Source organism: Pantoea sp. B566 (assembly GCF_024793925.1).
Taxonomy (GTDB): domain Bacteria; phylum Pseudomonadota; class Gammaproteobacteria; order Enterobacterales; family Enterobacteriaceae; genus Pantoea; species Pantoea ananatis.
Map to the genome: position 1 here is coordinate 1,482,688 of NZ_JANUQL010000003.1, position 14,869 is coordinate 1,497,556.

The following is a 14,869-nucleotide window of genomic DNA, read 5'->3' on the forward strand; positions in this document are numbered from 1 at the left end:
TCTCCTCAAGACGGAACATGGCGAATACGCAGGTCGTGGGCGATCTGCGCCATCATCGGGTTAGTGAGCTTGCAGGCGCGGATGGTGAATGCCAGCAACAGGTGGAACAGCGCCGGTAACAGGGTTTCCGTGGCGGTAATACCGTGCAGGGAAGCAGCCGTCTGATTGCCGATCCCTGGCTTATAAGCCACGATGACAAACAGCAGGCTGATAATGACGGCGCTGGAGGCCCAGGCAAGCTTGATAAAGAACAGGTTAAACGCGAAATTCATGCCCGACGAGCGGACACCGTTTTTCCATTCGCCGTAGTCATCAGCAAAGGCCATTAGGGCAAAATGCAGCGGCAGAGTGAACCCGAGGATGATGCCATTACTGAGGATCACCACCAGCCACAATATCTGCCATGACGGCCCGACCGGCAGGAACCACATCATGACTGCGAGTGCGGCCAGCACAAGGTTGGTCCAGTAATACAGCCGGACGGTGTCAATGCGCCTGGAAAGCGGGTTCACGATCACCGCTCCCACAATGGAGGCTAACGTCACCATGGTAAAAAACAGCGACGTGAAAGCCGTGCTGCCCTGTAACACATAGGTAATGAAGTACATGTAGCCGCCGCCGCGAATGTTAAACACGTTAATCAGCAAAAAAGACATCACCAGCATCAGCAACAGCTGATCGTTTTTGCGTAGCCCGGCCAGATGCTCACGCAGGGTAAATTTGCCCAGGCTGTCCAGCGGTACGCGCTCGCGGACCCAAAAGAAGCAACACAGGAACATCACGACCGCCAGAGCGCACAGGATACCGACGCCAGACTGATAGCCCAGGGCCGCATTCCCCTTACCCAACACCGCGACCAGCCACGGCAGCCCTACCGAAACCAGAAACCCGGCCACCCCGCACAATACAAAGCGCCATGACTGGCAGGCCAGCACTTCTGTGTGGCGGGTGGTCATGGTGTTGATCAGCGCGCAATAGGGCACGTTGATGGCGGTATAGCTGACAGAGAGCAGCAGATAGGTGGCAAACGCCCAAACAATTTTCATGTCCATGCTGACGGCGGGCACGGTGAACGTCAGCGCACCAATGAGGCCAAGGGGAACGGCCACCCAGAGCTGCCACGGGCGGAAGCGCCCCCAACGGCTATGGGTTCTGTCGGCAATGACGCCCATCACCGGATCGGAGACCGCGTCAAACACGCGCAGCACCATAAACAGGGTGCCGACCAGCGCGGGCGTTAAGCCAAACACATCGGTGTAGAAAAACGTCAGGAAGTTGGTGATCAGGCAGGTGATCACCGTGCCACCGGCGTCACCCAAGCCGTAACCTATTTTCTCTCGCAGGGACAGCGCACTCTGCGTAGCCGACGGGCTAAGATCGGCCTGAGCGATAGTCGTAGAAGTCATTTAAAATGCCTCATGCAGGACAGAGAGGATTGCCCGCTTTATGCCGGGCTTATTGGTGTTTTAGCGCTTAACCCGATTTATTTTGTCAGGAATCCGTTCACCAACAAGAGCACAAAAAAGTATAAAAACGGGGTAATTCCGACCTGTGAAGCAAAGTGTGAACTGGATCAGGTACATGTCTTTTTTTTAGTTAATAATCAGAGAGAAAGACATTTATTACCTCTGTAGCAGCGGGAAAATGAATAACGATGTTCGAATTATCCATAACGTTTCCGATACAGGTGCAAAATGGCGGGCTGTTTATTTCGCGCGGCGTGGGAACCCATCCTGCACGCAGGCTGACCTCCTGGGAGATCATTTTCGTTGAACGCGGGCAGTTAACGATTCGGGAGGATGGCGAGCTGTTCAGCGTGCAGGCGGGCGAAAGCCTGCTGCTGAGGCCAGGGCATTTGCATGTGGGGGAAGGGATTTTTCCGGCCGATCTGAAATTTTACTGGCTGCATTTTGACTGGCAGAAACAGCCTGAGCAGCATGGCTTACACCAGGCACTGCTCCACCTTCCCCAGCATACTCGTGTTGGCGATCCGGCCTATATCATCGCCCTGTTCCGGCAGTTCCTCAGCGAGCAGGAAAACATTCATCGCAGCGTCGCACTGGAATGTATTTTACTGCTTATACTGCAGCAGCTCGCGGCTCCGGCGCTGCACGAGGATGTTGTCGACAGCCCCGGCGTTGACCTGGCCTGGAAAGCCAATCAGCTTATTCGCACGCAGTATCACCTGGCGCTTTCAACCTCCACGCTGGCGAAAACGCTGCATTGCAATGCCGATTATCTGGGACGTGTTTACCGGCGCGTGTTTCGCCTGACGCTGACGGAAGCCCTTCACCGGCAGCGCGTATTAATGGCAGAAAAGCTGCTGATCGGCGATAAGCTGCCGTTAACCGAGGTAGCGCGTCAGTGTGGGTTCAATGATGTGGGCTATTTCCGTCAGATATTCCGTAAGCATTCAGGCTTAACACCTGCCAGCTGGAAGCGACGCTACTGCCGCGAGCATATCAATTCCTGATGGCTCGCCCGGATTGCCGGGCGGGCCAGAAACCGTTAGCGCACAGTCTTGATCAAGAGGCTTTTACGCGTTTGGCAACCACGGTGCAGTTGCGACCGCTGTTCTTAGCCTGATACAGGGCATCGTCAGCCCGCTTCAGGCTGCTTTCCAGCGGCCGCCGCCGGGCATCCCATTCCGCTACGCCGATGGAAATCGTGATATGGCCGACCGCCTCGATAGCGTTATCCGCGATGCTGATGCGAATGCGCTCGGCCGTCGCCTCAGCTTCTTTCAGAGGCGTGTTAGGCAACAGCATTAAAAACTCTTCACCACCGTTACGGCAGACCACATCCGACTGCCGGGCGCTCTGTCGTAGCGTCTGCGCCACCTGCCGAATCACCCGATCGCCGACGTCGTGTCCCCAGTTGTCATTGACGCTTTTGAAATGATCGATATCCAGGGCGAGCACGGCAAAAGGCTGGCGCATCGTCTGGTAGTAATCGAGTACCGCGTTAAGCCCGCGGCGGTTGAGTAACAGCGTTAGCGAATCGGTCTGCGCTTCCGAACTCAGGCGACCAATTTTGTCCTGTACCAGCCCAATACCGGTTAACAGCGCCCGTTTAACCTGGGCGGCCTCAAAGTACCATGCCCGAATGCCGCCAATTTCGTAGGTGGCGCTTGAGGCATCAATCTTGCTGGCCTTGCGGGCCAGTTGCCAGAGCGGCATGGCAATCATCCGTGCCAGAATGACCGCCACCAGCAAGGTCAGTAAGGCAAAGGGCACTGAATGCTTCAGGACTTTCAGGAGCAACCCCGACAGCGGTTGCAGCGTGACGTCGACAGGTTTCAACGCCACCACCATCCAGCCCGTCGTGGGGACGATGGCGTAGCCGGCCAGCCGGGTCGGTTTGTCGGGCTCAGTTAAGACCAGCGAGCCGTTATCTTTTTCCTGACGTTCCCGATCGCTCATCAGTGGCGACATGGTTTTGCCCACCATCTGGCGGTTCTGGTGATACAGCACCTGATTATCGCCGTCGAGAACAAATACGCTGGTGCCGTCGCGATAAAACTGTTCACCCAGCAGCGCATTCAGAATACTTTTCTTTTTCAGGTAAATCGTCCCGCCAATATAGCCCAGATAGCGTCCCTGGTTATTCCAGATGGGCCATGAGACAAAAATCAGCAGGTTATTGGCGGCAGAGAGTGTCGGTCTGCTAATCAGCGGTTGCCGGGTCTGCAGCGCTTCGCGGGCCGCATCGCTGGTCAGATGCATCCCGGTTAAGGTCAGCGATTCGGGAGAAATTGCGCGCACCGTACCCGTTTCATCCACCACGGCGACCGAGTTAAAACTGTCGGTCTGCTCACGTAGACGGTTCACTTCCGCTTTGAGCAGTGCCTCATTATTGAAATCTTTTCCCAGTAAATTAGCACTGAAGTGCAACTGGGACTGCGCCAGCCGGAAAAAGACTTCGCTGGTGGAGGCCAGTTTGGCAGCGTAAGCGCGGTTAGCTTCCAGGGTGCTGTCGATCAGCACCATGCGTTGCACACGCCAGGTTGCATATAAATTATTGGCAAGCGTGATGACTATGCTGGCAATAACCAGCAGCGCAATAAGCGTGCGTAAGTCCGCCCGGGGACGGAAATTTATGAGCATGGCGGGAACGCCACAGTGCAAAGATTCATTTTGCTGTGCCTGACTCTGTTGTTTTTATCGTGATTGCGGTCCTACAGCGTGTAAGTTTACACGCTGTAGGACAATTTGAGCAGGTTTAAGCGCGGCATTAACCAAAAAGTCAGCCCGTATGGCTTTTAATCGATTAACCCGTTTTGATCATAAAAGGGCCAGGGGCCATCATAGTCTCCAATCGCACACTGATGCGTGGTCATTCCCTGCTGCGGATGCCAGCGATGCAGTAAAAATCCTGCCGGTTCCAGCATGAAGTTTGCCGGGCCATCCGGTTGCAGATCCAGCGCAACCTGATGAGATACGCCGGGGGCAATGCAGGCCAGCGTACCGGCAAAGCGGGTCTGAATCGCGCGGTGTACATGGCCACACAGCACACGTTCGACCTGCGGATGACGACTGACGATCGCCGCCAGCGCATCAGGGGCGCGTAAACGCTGGCGATCCATATGATCGATACCGCAGACAAAGGGCGGATGATGCAGCATCACCAGCGCGGGGCTGTCCGGTGACGCGGTCAGTGCGGCATCCAGCCAGTCAAGCTGCTGTTCATCAAGCTCGCCCCACGGCTGCTGCGGCACGCTGGAATCGAGCGCCAGTAGCTGAACCCCCTTAACCTCCCGTTGCCAGTTGAGCGTCGGGCCCTGTTGCAGATAGGGATGATCGGGAAACGCCGCCCGTAGCGCCTGGCGATCGTCATGATTTCCCGCCATCAGGTAAAACGGCAACGCCAGGGTGGCCAGCGCCTGCCGCAGCGTCTGATACTCTTCTGCCGTACCAAAATCCACCAGGTCGCCGGTTATGACCACCGCATCGGGCCGGGGCGTCAGGCCATTCAGGGTTGCGATCGCCCGTAACAGGGCATTATACGTATCGACTTTTTTATACGACAGACGACCGTGCGCTTTAATATGCAAGTCGCTGATTTGAGCAATCAGCACAGGTTTAACGGACAAACGTTGACTCCTTAAAGGGTAAATTCGAGTGCGGCCTGCTTAGCCAGCGACCAGCTCACTCGCTGCCCGGCGTGCCAGGTTTCCCGTGCGTGACGTTCAACCTGAATCGGCTTGTCCAGCCCGATATCAATCATCAGGCGTTGAGACGCGCCGAGAAAGGTGCTGGCAACAATGCAGCCGTGCTGCGCATAGCGGCCTTCGTCTGCCAGCAGCACATCCTCTGGTCGACAAAAACGCACCGGATGGCCTTGATCGTCACGTGCGATGCAGTTAATCGCGCCAACGAAATCCGCCACAAAACGCGAGGCCGGACGCTGATAGATGGCCTGCGGCGTATCGATCTGCACCAGGCGCCCCTGCTCCATGACGGCGATACGATCGCCAAGCGCCATAGCTTCCTGCTGATCGTGAGTGACATACACGGCGGTGATAGCCAGCTTTTTTAACAGGCCCCCGATTTCCAGACGCAGACGCTCACGCAGTTTGGCATCCAGCGCCGCCAGCGGTTCGTCAAACAGCAGCACTTTAGGCCGTGCCGCCAGCGCTCTTGCCAGCGCCACGCGCTGTTTCTGCCCGCCGGAGAGCTTGTCGATATGACGATGTGCCAGTGACGTGAGATCGACCAGTTCCAGCATCTCATTGACCCGGGCCTCACGCTCGTGGCGCGGAATGCCCTGCACTTTCAACCCATAGGCTACGTTCTGCGCCACGTTAAGCGTGGGAAACAGGGCGTAGTTTTGAAACACCATTCCTACGTTACGCTTCTCAATAGGCAGGTCGGTCACGTTGCGATCGTCAAACCAGACTTCACCCGGCGCGTCAGTGCTCTCCAGCCCACTGATAATGCGCAACGTTGTCGTTTTGCCACAGCCGGACGGGCCCAGCAGAACCAGGGTTTCCCCTGCGCGTACGCTAAGATCCAGCGGGTGCAGCGCCTGATGGTGATGAAAGCGACGCGCACAGCCGCGTAGCGTGACGTTAACCGCATCAACAATCATGCTTTTTCCTCCCTTGGTTGTTGGCGAGACTGGCGTTCAAGCCAGTGATTACAGGCGTTGAGCATCAACAGCAGCGGTAGAATCATTAAAATAAAGATCAGGGTATAAGCAGAACCGACTTCCAGCCGCATCGAGGCGTAGCTGTCGGCCAGGCCCACTGGCAGGGTTTTGGTCAGTGGCGTATGCAACATCCAGGTGATATTAAATTCGCCTACCGATAACGTAATTACCATAAAGGCCCCGGCGAGAATGCCGTTGCGGCAGTTGGGAACCACCACGGTGAAAAAGCGACGCCAGAAGCCGGCCCCGAGGCTGGCGGCAGCCTCCTCCAGTCGGGGCAGTTGTATCGCCTGCATCACCGCCAGTACCGGGCGGATCATAAACGGCAGCGTAAAAAGGACGTGACCAATCAGGATAAACACCCAGCTGTCACGCAGGCTGCTGAACTGGCCATACAGCAGGATAATGCCCAGTGCGGTGGCCAGGCCCGGAAGCGCCACCGGCAACATCAGGCACTCTTCAATGCGCGATGCCCAGCGAGAGGGCGATTTCAGTAAGCCCCAGGCGGCCGGTACGCCGATCGCCACGTTGACGATCAAGCAGCTGACGGCAATGAGCAACGACAGCCAAAAGGTGTCGCTGTACATCTCCCAAACCTGCGCCACCCATTTCAGCGTCAGTCCGCTGCGCAGGCCAACAAAATAGTTCTGCGTCACGCCCGCCAGCATAGACAGGATCACCGGCACAATCATGAACAGTGCAGTCAGTGTGGTGATCGCGACCTGCAGGTAAAACAGCCCACGGCGCTTCATGATGACGGCTCCTGTTTTGACTGGGTGAGTACGCGCGCCAGCATTAAGCCAGCCCAGGCGACAGCGCCCATGACCACCGATAACGCCGCCGCCGTGGCGAAGTTAGCGTAGTTGGTGAATTCGCCATAAATGGTCAGCGGCAGCACACTCAGGTCGGTTCCCAGGGTAAACGCGGTGCCAAATGCGCCCATACTGGTGGCAAAGCACAGCGCACCGCTGGAGAGCAGTGCCGGTTTAAGTCCCGGCACGATCACATCCCAGACAATGCGCCACTGGCTGGCGCCTAACGAACGGGCGGCTTCTTCCAGCGAGCGATCCAGTTTTTCACTCGCGGCCACCAACGTCACAATGGCGCGCGGCAGCGAAAAGTAGAGATAACCAATGAACAGCCCGGTGAGTGAGTAAGCCAGCGTCCAGCGCTCATCAAACAGGCGCAGGCTGATCTGCGCCAGCACGCCCTGTCGTCCTGCCAGCATCACCACTAAAAACCCCACCACCACGCCGGGAAACGCCAGAGGAAAGGTCAGCAGTGCCAGCAGAGTGCCGCGTCCGGTGAAACGCTGGCGAGCGAGGAAGCACCCTACGACGGTGGCGATGACCAACGTCAGTAGCGTTACCGTCAGCGACAGCAGCACGGTATTCACCAGGCTTTGCAGATACTGCGGCTGGGTAATTACCGTCCAGTAGCCACTGTGATGTGTGCTGCGATCCGGCGTCATGCCCATCTGTAATAATCGGGCAAAAGGTAACAGCCAGAACGCGGCAAAAAACAGTAAGGCTGGCAGCAGCATCCATGGCCAGTTTGCCCCCTGCTCGCGTCGGCGTGACCGGTGGCGCGTTGCCACCGGTAAATCGCTGCGGGCGTCAGACGCTGCCATTACCGAATCTCACTCAAGTAGCGGGCAGAGAAGGCTTTCTGTGCATCGGCCATCTGCTGATAGTCCACGGTATGCGCGCGCGCGTAATCACTGTCTGGCAGGAAGCGCTTTTTGGCCTCGGCAGACATGGCTGAAGGCCGTACCGGGCGCAGATAGGCATTGGCCCAGATAGCCTGGCCTTTATCCGACAGCACGTAGTCCATGACTTTTTTGCCGTTAGCGGCGTGCGGGGCGTTTTTCACCAGGCTGATGACATAAGGCACCGTGACCGTCCCTTCCTGCGGGATCACGAACACCACATTGGCATGATCTTTATATTTGGCGCGATAAGCGTTGAAGTCGTAATCCAGCAGAATGGGGATCTCGCCGGAGATCACCCGGGCATAGGCCGTCTGTTTCGGCACGACAGGCTTGTTCGCCTGCAACTTTTTAAACCAGGTCAGCGCGGGAGTGAAGTCCTGCATACTGCCGCCTTTGGCCTGATTCACCGCCACGGCGGCCACGTAACCCACAAACGCACTGGCCGGATCGAGATAGCCCACCATCCCTTTGTATTCTGGCTTCAGCAGATCGTCCCAGGATGTTGGAATGGGTGCACCGCCCAGCGCATCTACGTTGACCATAAAGCCCATCGTGCCGGAATGCAGCGCAACCCATTTCCCTTCCGGATCTTTCATGCCTGCCGGCACCTGATCCCAGTTGGCCGGCTTATAGTCAGCAATCACGCCTGCCTGAGCCGCCTGGATACCAAAGCTGACGCCGTAATACACCACGTCGGCAACGGGATTATCTTTCTCGGCGACCAGTTGAGCCAGTGCCTGCCCGGAGTTCTTGTTGTCCTGCGGCACCACAATGCCGGTATCTTTTTTGATGGCCTGAAGCTCGGTCGCCCAGTCTGCCCATTCAGGTGGACAGTTGTAGCAGATAGCATTCTCAGCAGCCTGCACCAGCTGGCTGGAAAATGCACAGGCGGTGAAGAGCGCCGCCCTGGCAAGCACGGTGATTTTATTGTGTGTAGACATGATGGTTCCCTGATGTTGACGAATGAAAGACTGCAGCGATGCTCTCGCCTGAACGCAACCAGTGGTCCAGCAGGCACGAGTCATCATGAGAGGGTTGAAGAAGCATATCGATGGCACAGGCACCTAACCGATCGCTGGGCTGTACCACGCTGGCCAGCGAGGGTGAAAGCTGTTCGCCTATAGCAATGCCGTCAAACCCCATGACCGACAGCTGGTGCGGGACCTGAATGCCGGCACGGGCGGCCGCGCCCAGCAGGCTGATCGCCAGGAGATCGTTACTGCAGATGACGGCGGTCAGTGGGTCCGGGCTGTTGATCAGCGGTAAAAGGGGCTCGAATCTGGATTGGGTATGGCTGGGCATATCAATTAGCGCCCTCGGGACAAATCCTGCCTGCTGCATCGCATCGCAATAGCCAAGATAGCGCTGACGGGCACGATCCGACTGCAGCATCGGTCCCGCCGCCATCACGATATGCTGATGACCCAGCGCAATAAGGTGCGCCGTGGCTTCGGCCATTGCGCGGCGGTTATCGACATAGACACAGCGCCAGTTTTGCTGTTGCGGCACGTTATGCGCCAGAACAAAGGGCATTCGCGCCTCTGCCAGCGGGGCTAATACGGTGCTGCTGTCCGCGTCGGAGACGGTCAGCACCATGCCCGCGACGCGCTGGCGCAGCATATGTTCAATCATGGCGGCTTCACGCTCTGGCTGGTAATCGGTCGTGGCCACCAGCAGGCCATAGCCCGCCAGACGCGCCTGTTGCTCCATGGCCTGAAGCTGCAAGGCAAACACCGGGTTACTGAGCGAAGGCAGCAAAACGCCCAGCGTCGTGGAGCTTTGCGTACGGAGCTGGCGCGCAATGTGGTTAGGTCTGAAACCCAGTTGCTCCGAGGCCTCCAGCACTTTTTTCAGCGTGCCGGGCTTAAGCAGATGGGGATCGGAAAAGGCACGCGCCGCGGTTGCTCGCGAAACGCCGGCCAGAACCGCCACGCTGATTAAATCACTCATTTCACCCCCGGTTAATCGATAATGAGATCGATCTCATTGGCGCTTAACCTAACGGGGTTGTGTGACATCAACATCACGGGAAGATGACATTGCGGTGACAGCGGTTCACCACGTCGTCAATGCGCGGGCAGCAAGACGAATGCCTTTTTCTGACTACTGATACAGGGCGGTTGGGGTTGGCAAGCACCCGATAAGCCCGGAAGGGGCAATGCGCCAATCCCGACTACCATAACGCCATTTCATTCTTCCCTGGCTGTGGTTAAGATACGAAGACCGTAGCGCTGTTGATGAAAAAACAGAACATTTCCGCTGCTTACCTGTCCAAATCAGGGATTCATTACAGGATTAAGGCATGTTGAACCGGTTTAAAAAGACGCTGCTTGCTGCGCTACTCCCTGCACTGATGTTATCCGGCCCGTTGACCGCCCGTGCGGATATCAGTGATTCGCTGCCGGATATGGGGACCACGGCAGGATCGACCCTGTCGATTAATCAGGAGCTACAGATGGGCGACTTCTACGTCCGCCAGCTCCGCGCCAGTGCCCCGCTGATTAACGATCCTTTGCTGAATCAGTACATCAACCAACTTGGGCAGCGGCTGGTTTCGCATGCGGACGCCGTTAAAACGCCCTTCCACTTTTTCCTGATTCAGAACGATGAGCTCAACGCCTTCGCCTTCTTTGGTGGCAACGTGGTGTTGCATGCGGCCCTGTTCCGTTTTACGGATAACGAAAGCCAGCTGGCCTCAGTCATGGCCCATGAAATCTCCCACGTCACGCAGCGCCATCTGGCGCGGGCAATGGAAGATCAAAAACGTAATGCCCCGCTCACCTGGGTGGGCGCGCTGGGTTCAATTTTACTGGCGATGGCCAGCCCACAAATGGGCATGGCGGCATTGACCGGTACGCTGGCCGGCACCCAACAGGGGATTATCAGCTTTACCCAAAATAATGAACAGGAAGCCGATCGCATCGGTATTCAGGTGTTACAGCGCGCCGGTTTTGACCCGCAAGCCATGCCCAACTTCCTGCAAAAACTGGCCGATCAGAGCCGCTTTTCTTCGAAGCCTCCGGAAATCCTGTTAACCCATCCCCTGCCTGACAGCCGTCTTGCCGATGCGCGCAACCGTGCGAACCAGATGCGTCCGGTGGTGGTGCAGTCGTCTCAAGACTTTTATCTGGCCAAAGTGCGGTCCTTAGGCATGTATTCGACTGGCCGTAACCAGTTAACGGACGAACTGCTTACGCAATATGCTAACGGTAATTCCCGCGAACAGCTGGCCTCGCAGTACGGTAAAGCTGTGCAGTTCCTGCAGGCTAAAAGCTTTGGTGAGGCGAAAAGGATCGTGGCACCGTTACTGGCGAAACAACCTGAAAATGTCTGGCTGCTGGACCTGATGACTGACATTGATATCGGCCTGAATCAGCCGCAGCAGGCGATAGCGATGCTGACCGCGACCCAGGCCTCAAAAACCAGCCCGGTCGTCCAGTTGAACCTCGCTAATGCCTATGTGGAAGCGAAACAGCCGGCGAACGCCAGCCGCATTCTCAACCGCTATACCTGGACCCATAAAGACGATACCAACGGATGGGATCTGCTGGCCCAGGCTTCCGCGCAGCAGGGGCTGACAGATGAGGAGCTCTTTGCCCGCGCCGAAAGTCTGGCGCTGAGTGGCCAGCTGGATCAGGCCATTAGCGCCCTAAGCCGGGCCAGTTCACTGGTGCCGCTCGGCAGCCTGAAACAGGCCCGTTACGATGCCCGCATCGACCAGCTACGCCAGCTCCAGCAACGCTTTAAGCAGTATCAACGAGGATAAACAGTATGGTGACCTTTTATCATAATCCGCGCTGCAGCAAGAGCCGGGAAACCCTGGCGCTGCTAGCAGAGCGCGGCATCGCCCCGGAGATCGTGCACTATCTGGACACGCCGCCGGATCGCCAGACGTTACAGATCCTGCTGCAAAAGCTGGGTATGCAAAGTGCCCGTGAGTTAATGCGTCGTAAGGATCCGCTTTATGCGGCGCTGGGGCTGGATCGGCCTGACATCGGGGAAAGCGCGTTGCTGGACGCGCTGCTGGAAAATCCCAAACTGATTGAGCGACCGATTGTGATCAACGGCGATCGCGCCCGCCTGGGACGTCCGCCAGAAGCGGTACTGGAAATCCTTTAGAGGCCAAGGGTTTCTTTTACGAAGGGAATCGTCAGCTTACGCTGGGCGCTAATGGATGCGCTGTCGAGACGATCCAACGTATCAAACAGCGTGCGCATTTCTCGGTCAAGGCGCTTTAGCAAAAAGCGCCCGACGTCTTCAGGCAGTTCAAATCCCCGCAGTCCGGCGCGCAGCTGTAAAGCCTGCAGTTTATCCTCATCGGAGAGCGGCTGTAGACGATAAATCTGCCCCCAGTCGAGGCGCGATGCCAGATCGGGCAGATGCAGATTGAGCTGACGCGGAGGACGATCGCCGGTAATAAACAACCGGGTATTTCCGGTTTCCAGAATACGGTTATAAAGATCGAAAATCGCCATTTCCCAGGCCTCTTCTCCCGCAATGCACTGAATATTATCGATGCAAACCAGCGGCAGTTGCTCCATGCCTTCCAGCACGTCCGGGACAAACCAGGTGCGTTTATCGAGCGGCACATAGCCCACGGCTTCGCCGCGTGCAGACATTTCAGCGCAGGCGGCATGCAGCAGATGGCTGCGACCGCCCCCTTCACGAGACCAGAAATAAAGATAGCTGCCATGTTGCTGGCTAAGCGCACCCTTAATCGCGGCAATAAGCGAGGGGTTTTCACCCGGCCAGAAGCTGGCGAAGGTTTCGTCGTCAGGTAAATAGAGTGGCAATGACAATTGTGCCGGCGTGTTCAGAAGCACCTCAGCAAGAGAACAAGCAAAAATCGGGGCAAGTCTATCATAGTTTTCGGCCAGAGATGAATCGGGCATCCCTGCCCGACTTTTGACCGCTGACGGTGGGATTACGGCTCGCGGTTGTCTTCCGCATCCAGAATCACTTCTTCTGGACGCAGGAGGGAAATGACGCGAAAAATTAAAGCCAGCGCAACGCCGACCAGCGTGGCCAGCGCCATGCCTTTCAGCTCGGCAGCCCCGATATGCACTTTCGCCCCGCTGACGCCAATAATCAGGATAACGGAGGTCAGAATCAGGTTTTGCGCTTTGTTGTAATCCACTTTGGACTCAATCAGGACACGGATACCTGACGCGCCGATAACGCCATACAGCAGCAGGGATACGCCGCCCATCACCGGCACCGGAATCGCCTGAATAGCGGCCGCCAGTTTGCCGACGCAGGAGAGTAAAATCGCGAAAATGGCCGCGCCGCCAATCACCCAGGTACTGTAAACGCGGGTAATCGCCATGACGCCAATGTTTTCGCCGTATGTCGTGTTCGGGGTGGATCCAAAGAACCCGGAAATGACCGTCGATAAGCCATTGGCGAACATGGAACGATGCAGTCCGGGATCGCGCACCAGATCTCTTTTAACGATATTCGCCGTCACGACCAGATGGCCCACATGCTCGGCAATGACCACCAGAGCGGCGGGCAGAATGGTCAACATGGCAATCCATTCAAAGCGCGGCGTATAAAACGTCGGCAAGGCAAACCAGTGCGCCTGTTCAACACCGCTCCAGTCCACGATGCCCATGAAGGCGGAAAGCGCGTAACCGGCCAGCACACCGATCAGGATAGGAATGATCGCCATAAATCCACGGAATAAAACCGATCCAAAAACGGTAACCGCCAGGGTCACCAGCGAAATCAACACGGTTGTGCCGTTTGGCGACTGGCCTTCGGCTGGAAGCAGCCCCGCCATATTCGCGGCCACGCCAGCCAGTTCCAGACCAATGACGGCAACGATGGCCCCCATTGCTGCTGGCGGAAACATCACGTCCAGCCAGCCTGTTCCGGCTTTTTTAACGATCAGCGCGACAAGGCAGAACAACACGCCACACAGAATAAAACCGCCCAGCGCCACTTCATAACCCAGCGGCAGCAGGAGCAACACGGGTGAAATAAAGGCAAAGCTGGAACCCAGATAGGCGGGGATTTTTCCCTTACAAATAAACAGGTACAGCAGCGTGCCGATACCGTTAAACAGCAATACCGTCGCCGGATTGATGTGGAACAGAATTGGCACTAACACGGTGGCGCCAAACATGGCGAACAGATGCTGCAGGCTGAGCGGAATCGTTTGCAGTAATGGCGGCCGTTCGCTAACGCCGATAGCGCGACGAGTCATTAAAAGTCCCCTTGAGTGAGTGGTCTGTTTTCAGGCAAAAAAAAGCCGACTCTCTGGTCGGCTGGTTCATTTCTTTATGTGTTACAACAGAAAAAAGCGGCTCGGCCTGCTTCTGCAGGCTGAAAACAGCGTGATGCATGGCGCCGCGGATTTTCGTCATTACTTGGTGCCGAAGATTTTATCACCGGCATCACCCAGGCCTGGGATGATATAACCCTTGTCGTTAAGCCCCTGATCCACAGAAGCGGTGTAAAGCTCCACATCCGGATGCGCTTTTTCCAGCGCGGCAATCCCTTCAGGTGCCGCAACCAGCACCAGCACTTTGATACTGCTGCAGCCCGCTTTCTTTAACAGGTCTATCGTGGCAATCATTGAGCCGCCCGTGGCCAGCATGGGGTCAACCACCAGTGCCAGGCGCTCTTCGATATTCGAAACCAGTTTCTGGAAGTAAGGCACCGGCTCCAGCGTTTCTTCATCACGGTAGACGCCAACAACGCTGATGCGCGCGCTGGGTACGTGCTCCAGTACGCCTTCCATCATGCCCAGACCGGCACGCAGAATAGGCACGACGGTGATTTTTTTACCTTTGATTTGATCAACCTGAACCGGGCCATTCCAGCCCTCAATGGTGACCTTTTCGGTTTCCAGATCGGCGGTCGCTTCATACGTCAGCAGACTGCCGACTTCAGAGGCCAGCTCGCGGAAACGCTTTGTACTGATATCATGCTCACGCATCAGTCCCAGTTTATGTTTGACCAGCGGGTGTTTGACTTCCACGATCTTCATTGTTGTTCTCCCGG

At 56.6% G+C, this 14,869-nt stretch carries 14 protein-coding genes; 3 read left to right on the forward strand and 11 right to left on the reverse strand.

Translation table 11 applies throughout. From position 1 onward, the window contains the following. Nucleotides 1-5 precede the first annotated feature (5 nt). Nucleotides 6-1,406, reverse strand: a complete 1,401-nt coding sequence (locus NYE92_RS08525; RefSeq protein ID WP_064352285.1) for an MFS transporter — start codon at nt 1,404-1,406, stop codon at nt 6-8. A gap of 248 nt (nt 1,407-1,654) precedes the next feature. Here NYE92_RS08525 and NYE92_RS08530 point away from each other — a divergent pair, with 248 nt between their 5' ends. Next, nucleotides 1,655-2,473 carry an AraC family transcriptional regulator gene (locus tag NYE92_RS08530; protein ID WP_259018862.1) on the forward strand — a complete coding sequence of 273 codons (819 nt, stop codon included), beginning with the start codon at nt 1,655-1,657 and terminating at the stop codon, nt 2,471-2,473. Between the two features lie 52 nt (nt 2,474-2,525). On the opposite strand, the gene NYE92_RS08535 is transcribed toward NYE92_RS08530, so the two are convergent. From NYE92_RS08535 to NYE92_RS08565, 7 genes are all read right to left on the reverse strand, one after another. Next, nucleotides 2,526-4,106: a sensor domain-containing diguanylate cyclase gene (locus NYE92_RS08535; RefSeq protein ID WP_105078826.1), complete on the reverse strand. Its 1,581-nt coding sequence runs from the start codon at nt 4,104-4,106 to the stop codon at nt 2,526-2,528. A gap of 155 nt (nt 4,107-4,261) precedes the next feature. Next, the gene (locus NYE92_RS08540) at nt 4,262-5,092 is read right to left on the reverse strand and encodes a phosphodiesterase (protein ID WP_028715449.1); all 831 of its coding nucleotides are present in this window, start codon (nt 5,090-5,092) and stop codon (nt 4,262-4,264) included. An 11-nt stretch (nt 5,093-5,103) separates the two neighbouring features. Next, nucleotides 5,104-6,090 (reverse strand): ABC transporter ATP-binding protein, encoded by a 987-nt coding sequence (locus tag NYE92_RS08545; protein WP_110015587.1) that lies wholly within the window; start codon nt 6,088-6,090, stop codon nt 5,104-5,106. Continuing rightward, complete coding sequence (locus tag NYE92_RS08550) at nt 6,087-6,902, reverse strand: ABC transporter permease (protein ID WP_013026694.1); 816 nt, start codon at nt 6,900-6,902, stop codon at nt 6,087-6,089. The genes NYE92_RS08545 and NYE92_RS08550 overlap by 4 nt, the downstream gene beginning before the upstream one ends. After that, nucleotides 6,899-7,780 (reverse strand): ABC transporter permease, encoded by an 882-nt coding sequence (locus NYE92_RS08555; RefSeq protein WP_110015588.1) that lies wholly within the window; start codon nt 7,778-7,780, stop codon nt 6,899-6,901. Before NYE92_RS08555 ends, NYE92_RS08550 begins: the two co-directional genes overlap by 4 nt. Continuing rightward, on the reverse strand, nt 7,780-8,802 hold the full coding sequence (locus NYE92_RS08560) for an ABC transporter substrate-binding protein (protein WP_014605289.1): 1,023 nt from the start codon (nt 8,800-8,802) through the stop codon (nt 7,780-7,782). Before NYE92_RS08560 ends, NYE92_RS08555 begins: the two co-directional genes overlap by 1 nt. Beyond that, nucleotides 8,786-9,811: a substrate-binding domain-containing protein gene (locus NYE92_RS08565; RefSeq protein WP_013026697.1), complete on the reverse strand. Its 1,026-nt coding sequence runs from the start codon at nt 9,809-9,811 to the stop codon at nt 8,786-8,788. The genes NYE92_RS08560 and NYE92_RS08565 overlap by 17 nt, the downstream gene beginning before the upstream one ends. A 352-nt stretch (nt 9,812-10,163) precedes the next feature. On the opposite strand from NYE92_RS08565, the gene NYE92_RS08570 reads away from it, so the two are divergent. Next, on the forward strand, nt 10,164-11,627 hold the full coding sequence (locus tag NYE92_RS08570) for a M48 family metallopeptidase (protein WP_014594290.1): 1,464 nt from the start codon (nt 10,164-10,166) through the stop codon (nt 11,625-11,627). Nucleotides 11,628-11,632: 5 nt separating this feature from the next. After that, complete coding sequence (gene arsC / locus NYE92_RS08575; protein WP_013026699.1) at nt 11,633-11,980, forward strand: arsenate reductase (glutaredoxin); 348 nt, start codon at nt 11,633-11,635, stop codon at nt 11,978-11,980. On the opposite strand, the gene hda is transcribed toward arsC, so the two are convergent. The 3 genes from hda to upp all read right to left on the reverse strand — a co-directional run bounded on the left by hda (nt 11,977) and on the right by upp (nt 14,855). Continuing rightward, a complete protein-coding gene (hda, locus tag NYE92_RS08580) occupies nt 11,977-12,753 on the reverse strand; it encodes a DnaA inactivator Hda (RefSeq protein ID WP_014594292.1) in 777 nt (258 codons plus the stop codon). The two genes, arsC and hda, sit on opposite strands and share 4 nt — an antisense overlap. A 32-nt stretch (nt 12,754-12,785) precedes the next feature. Beyond that, nucleotides 12,786-14,069, reverse strand: coding sequence for a uracil permease (gene uraA / locus NYE92_RS08585; RefSeq protein ID WP_029568381.1), 1,284 nt, complete (start codon nt 14,067-14,069; stop codon nt 12,786-12,788). Between the two features lie 159 nt (nt 14,070-14,228). After that, nucleotides 14,229-14,855: a uracil phosphoribosyltransferase gene (gene upp, locus NYE92_RS08590; RefSeq protein ID WP_013026702.1), complete on the reverse strand. Its 627-nt coding sequence runs from the start codon at nt 14,853-14,855 to the stop codon at nt 14,229-14,231. Nucleotides 14,856-14,869: the final 14 nt, after the last annotated feature.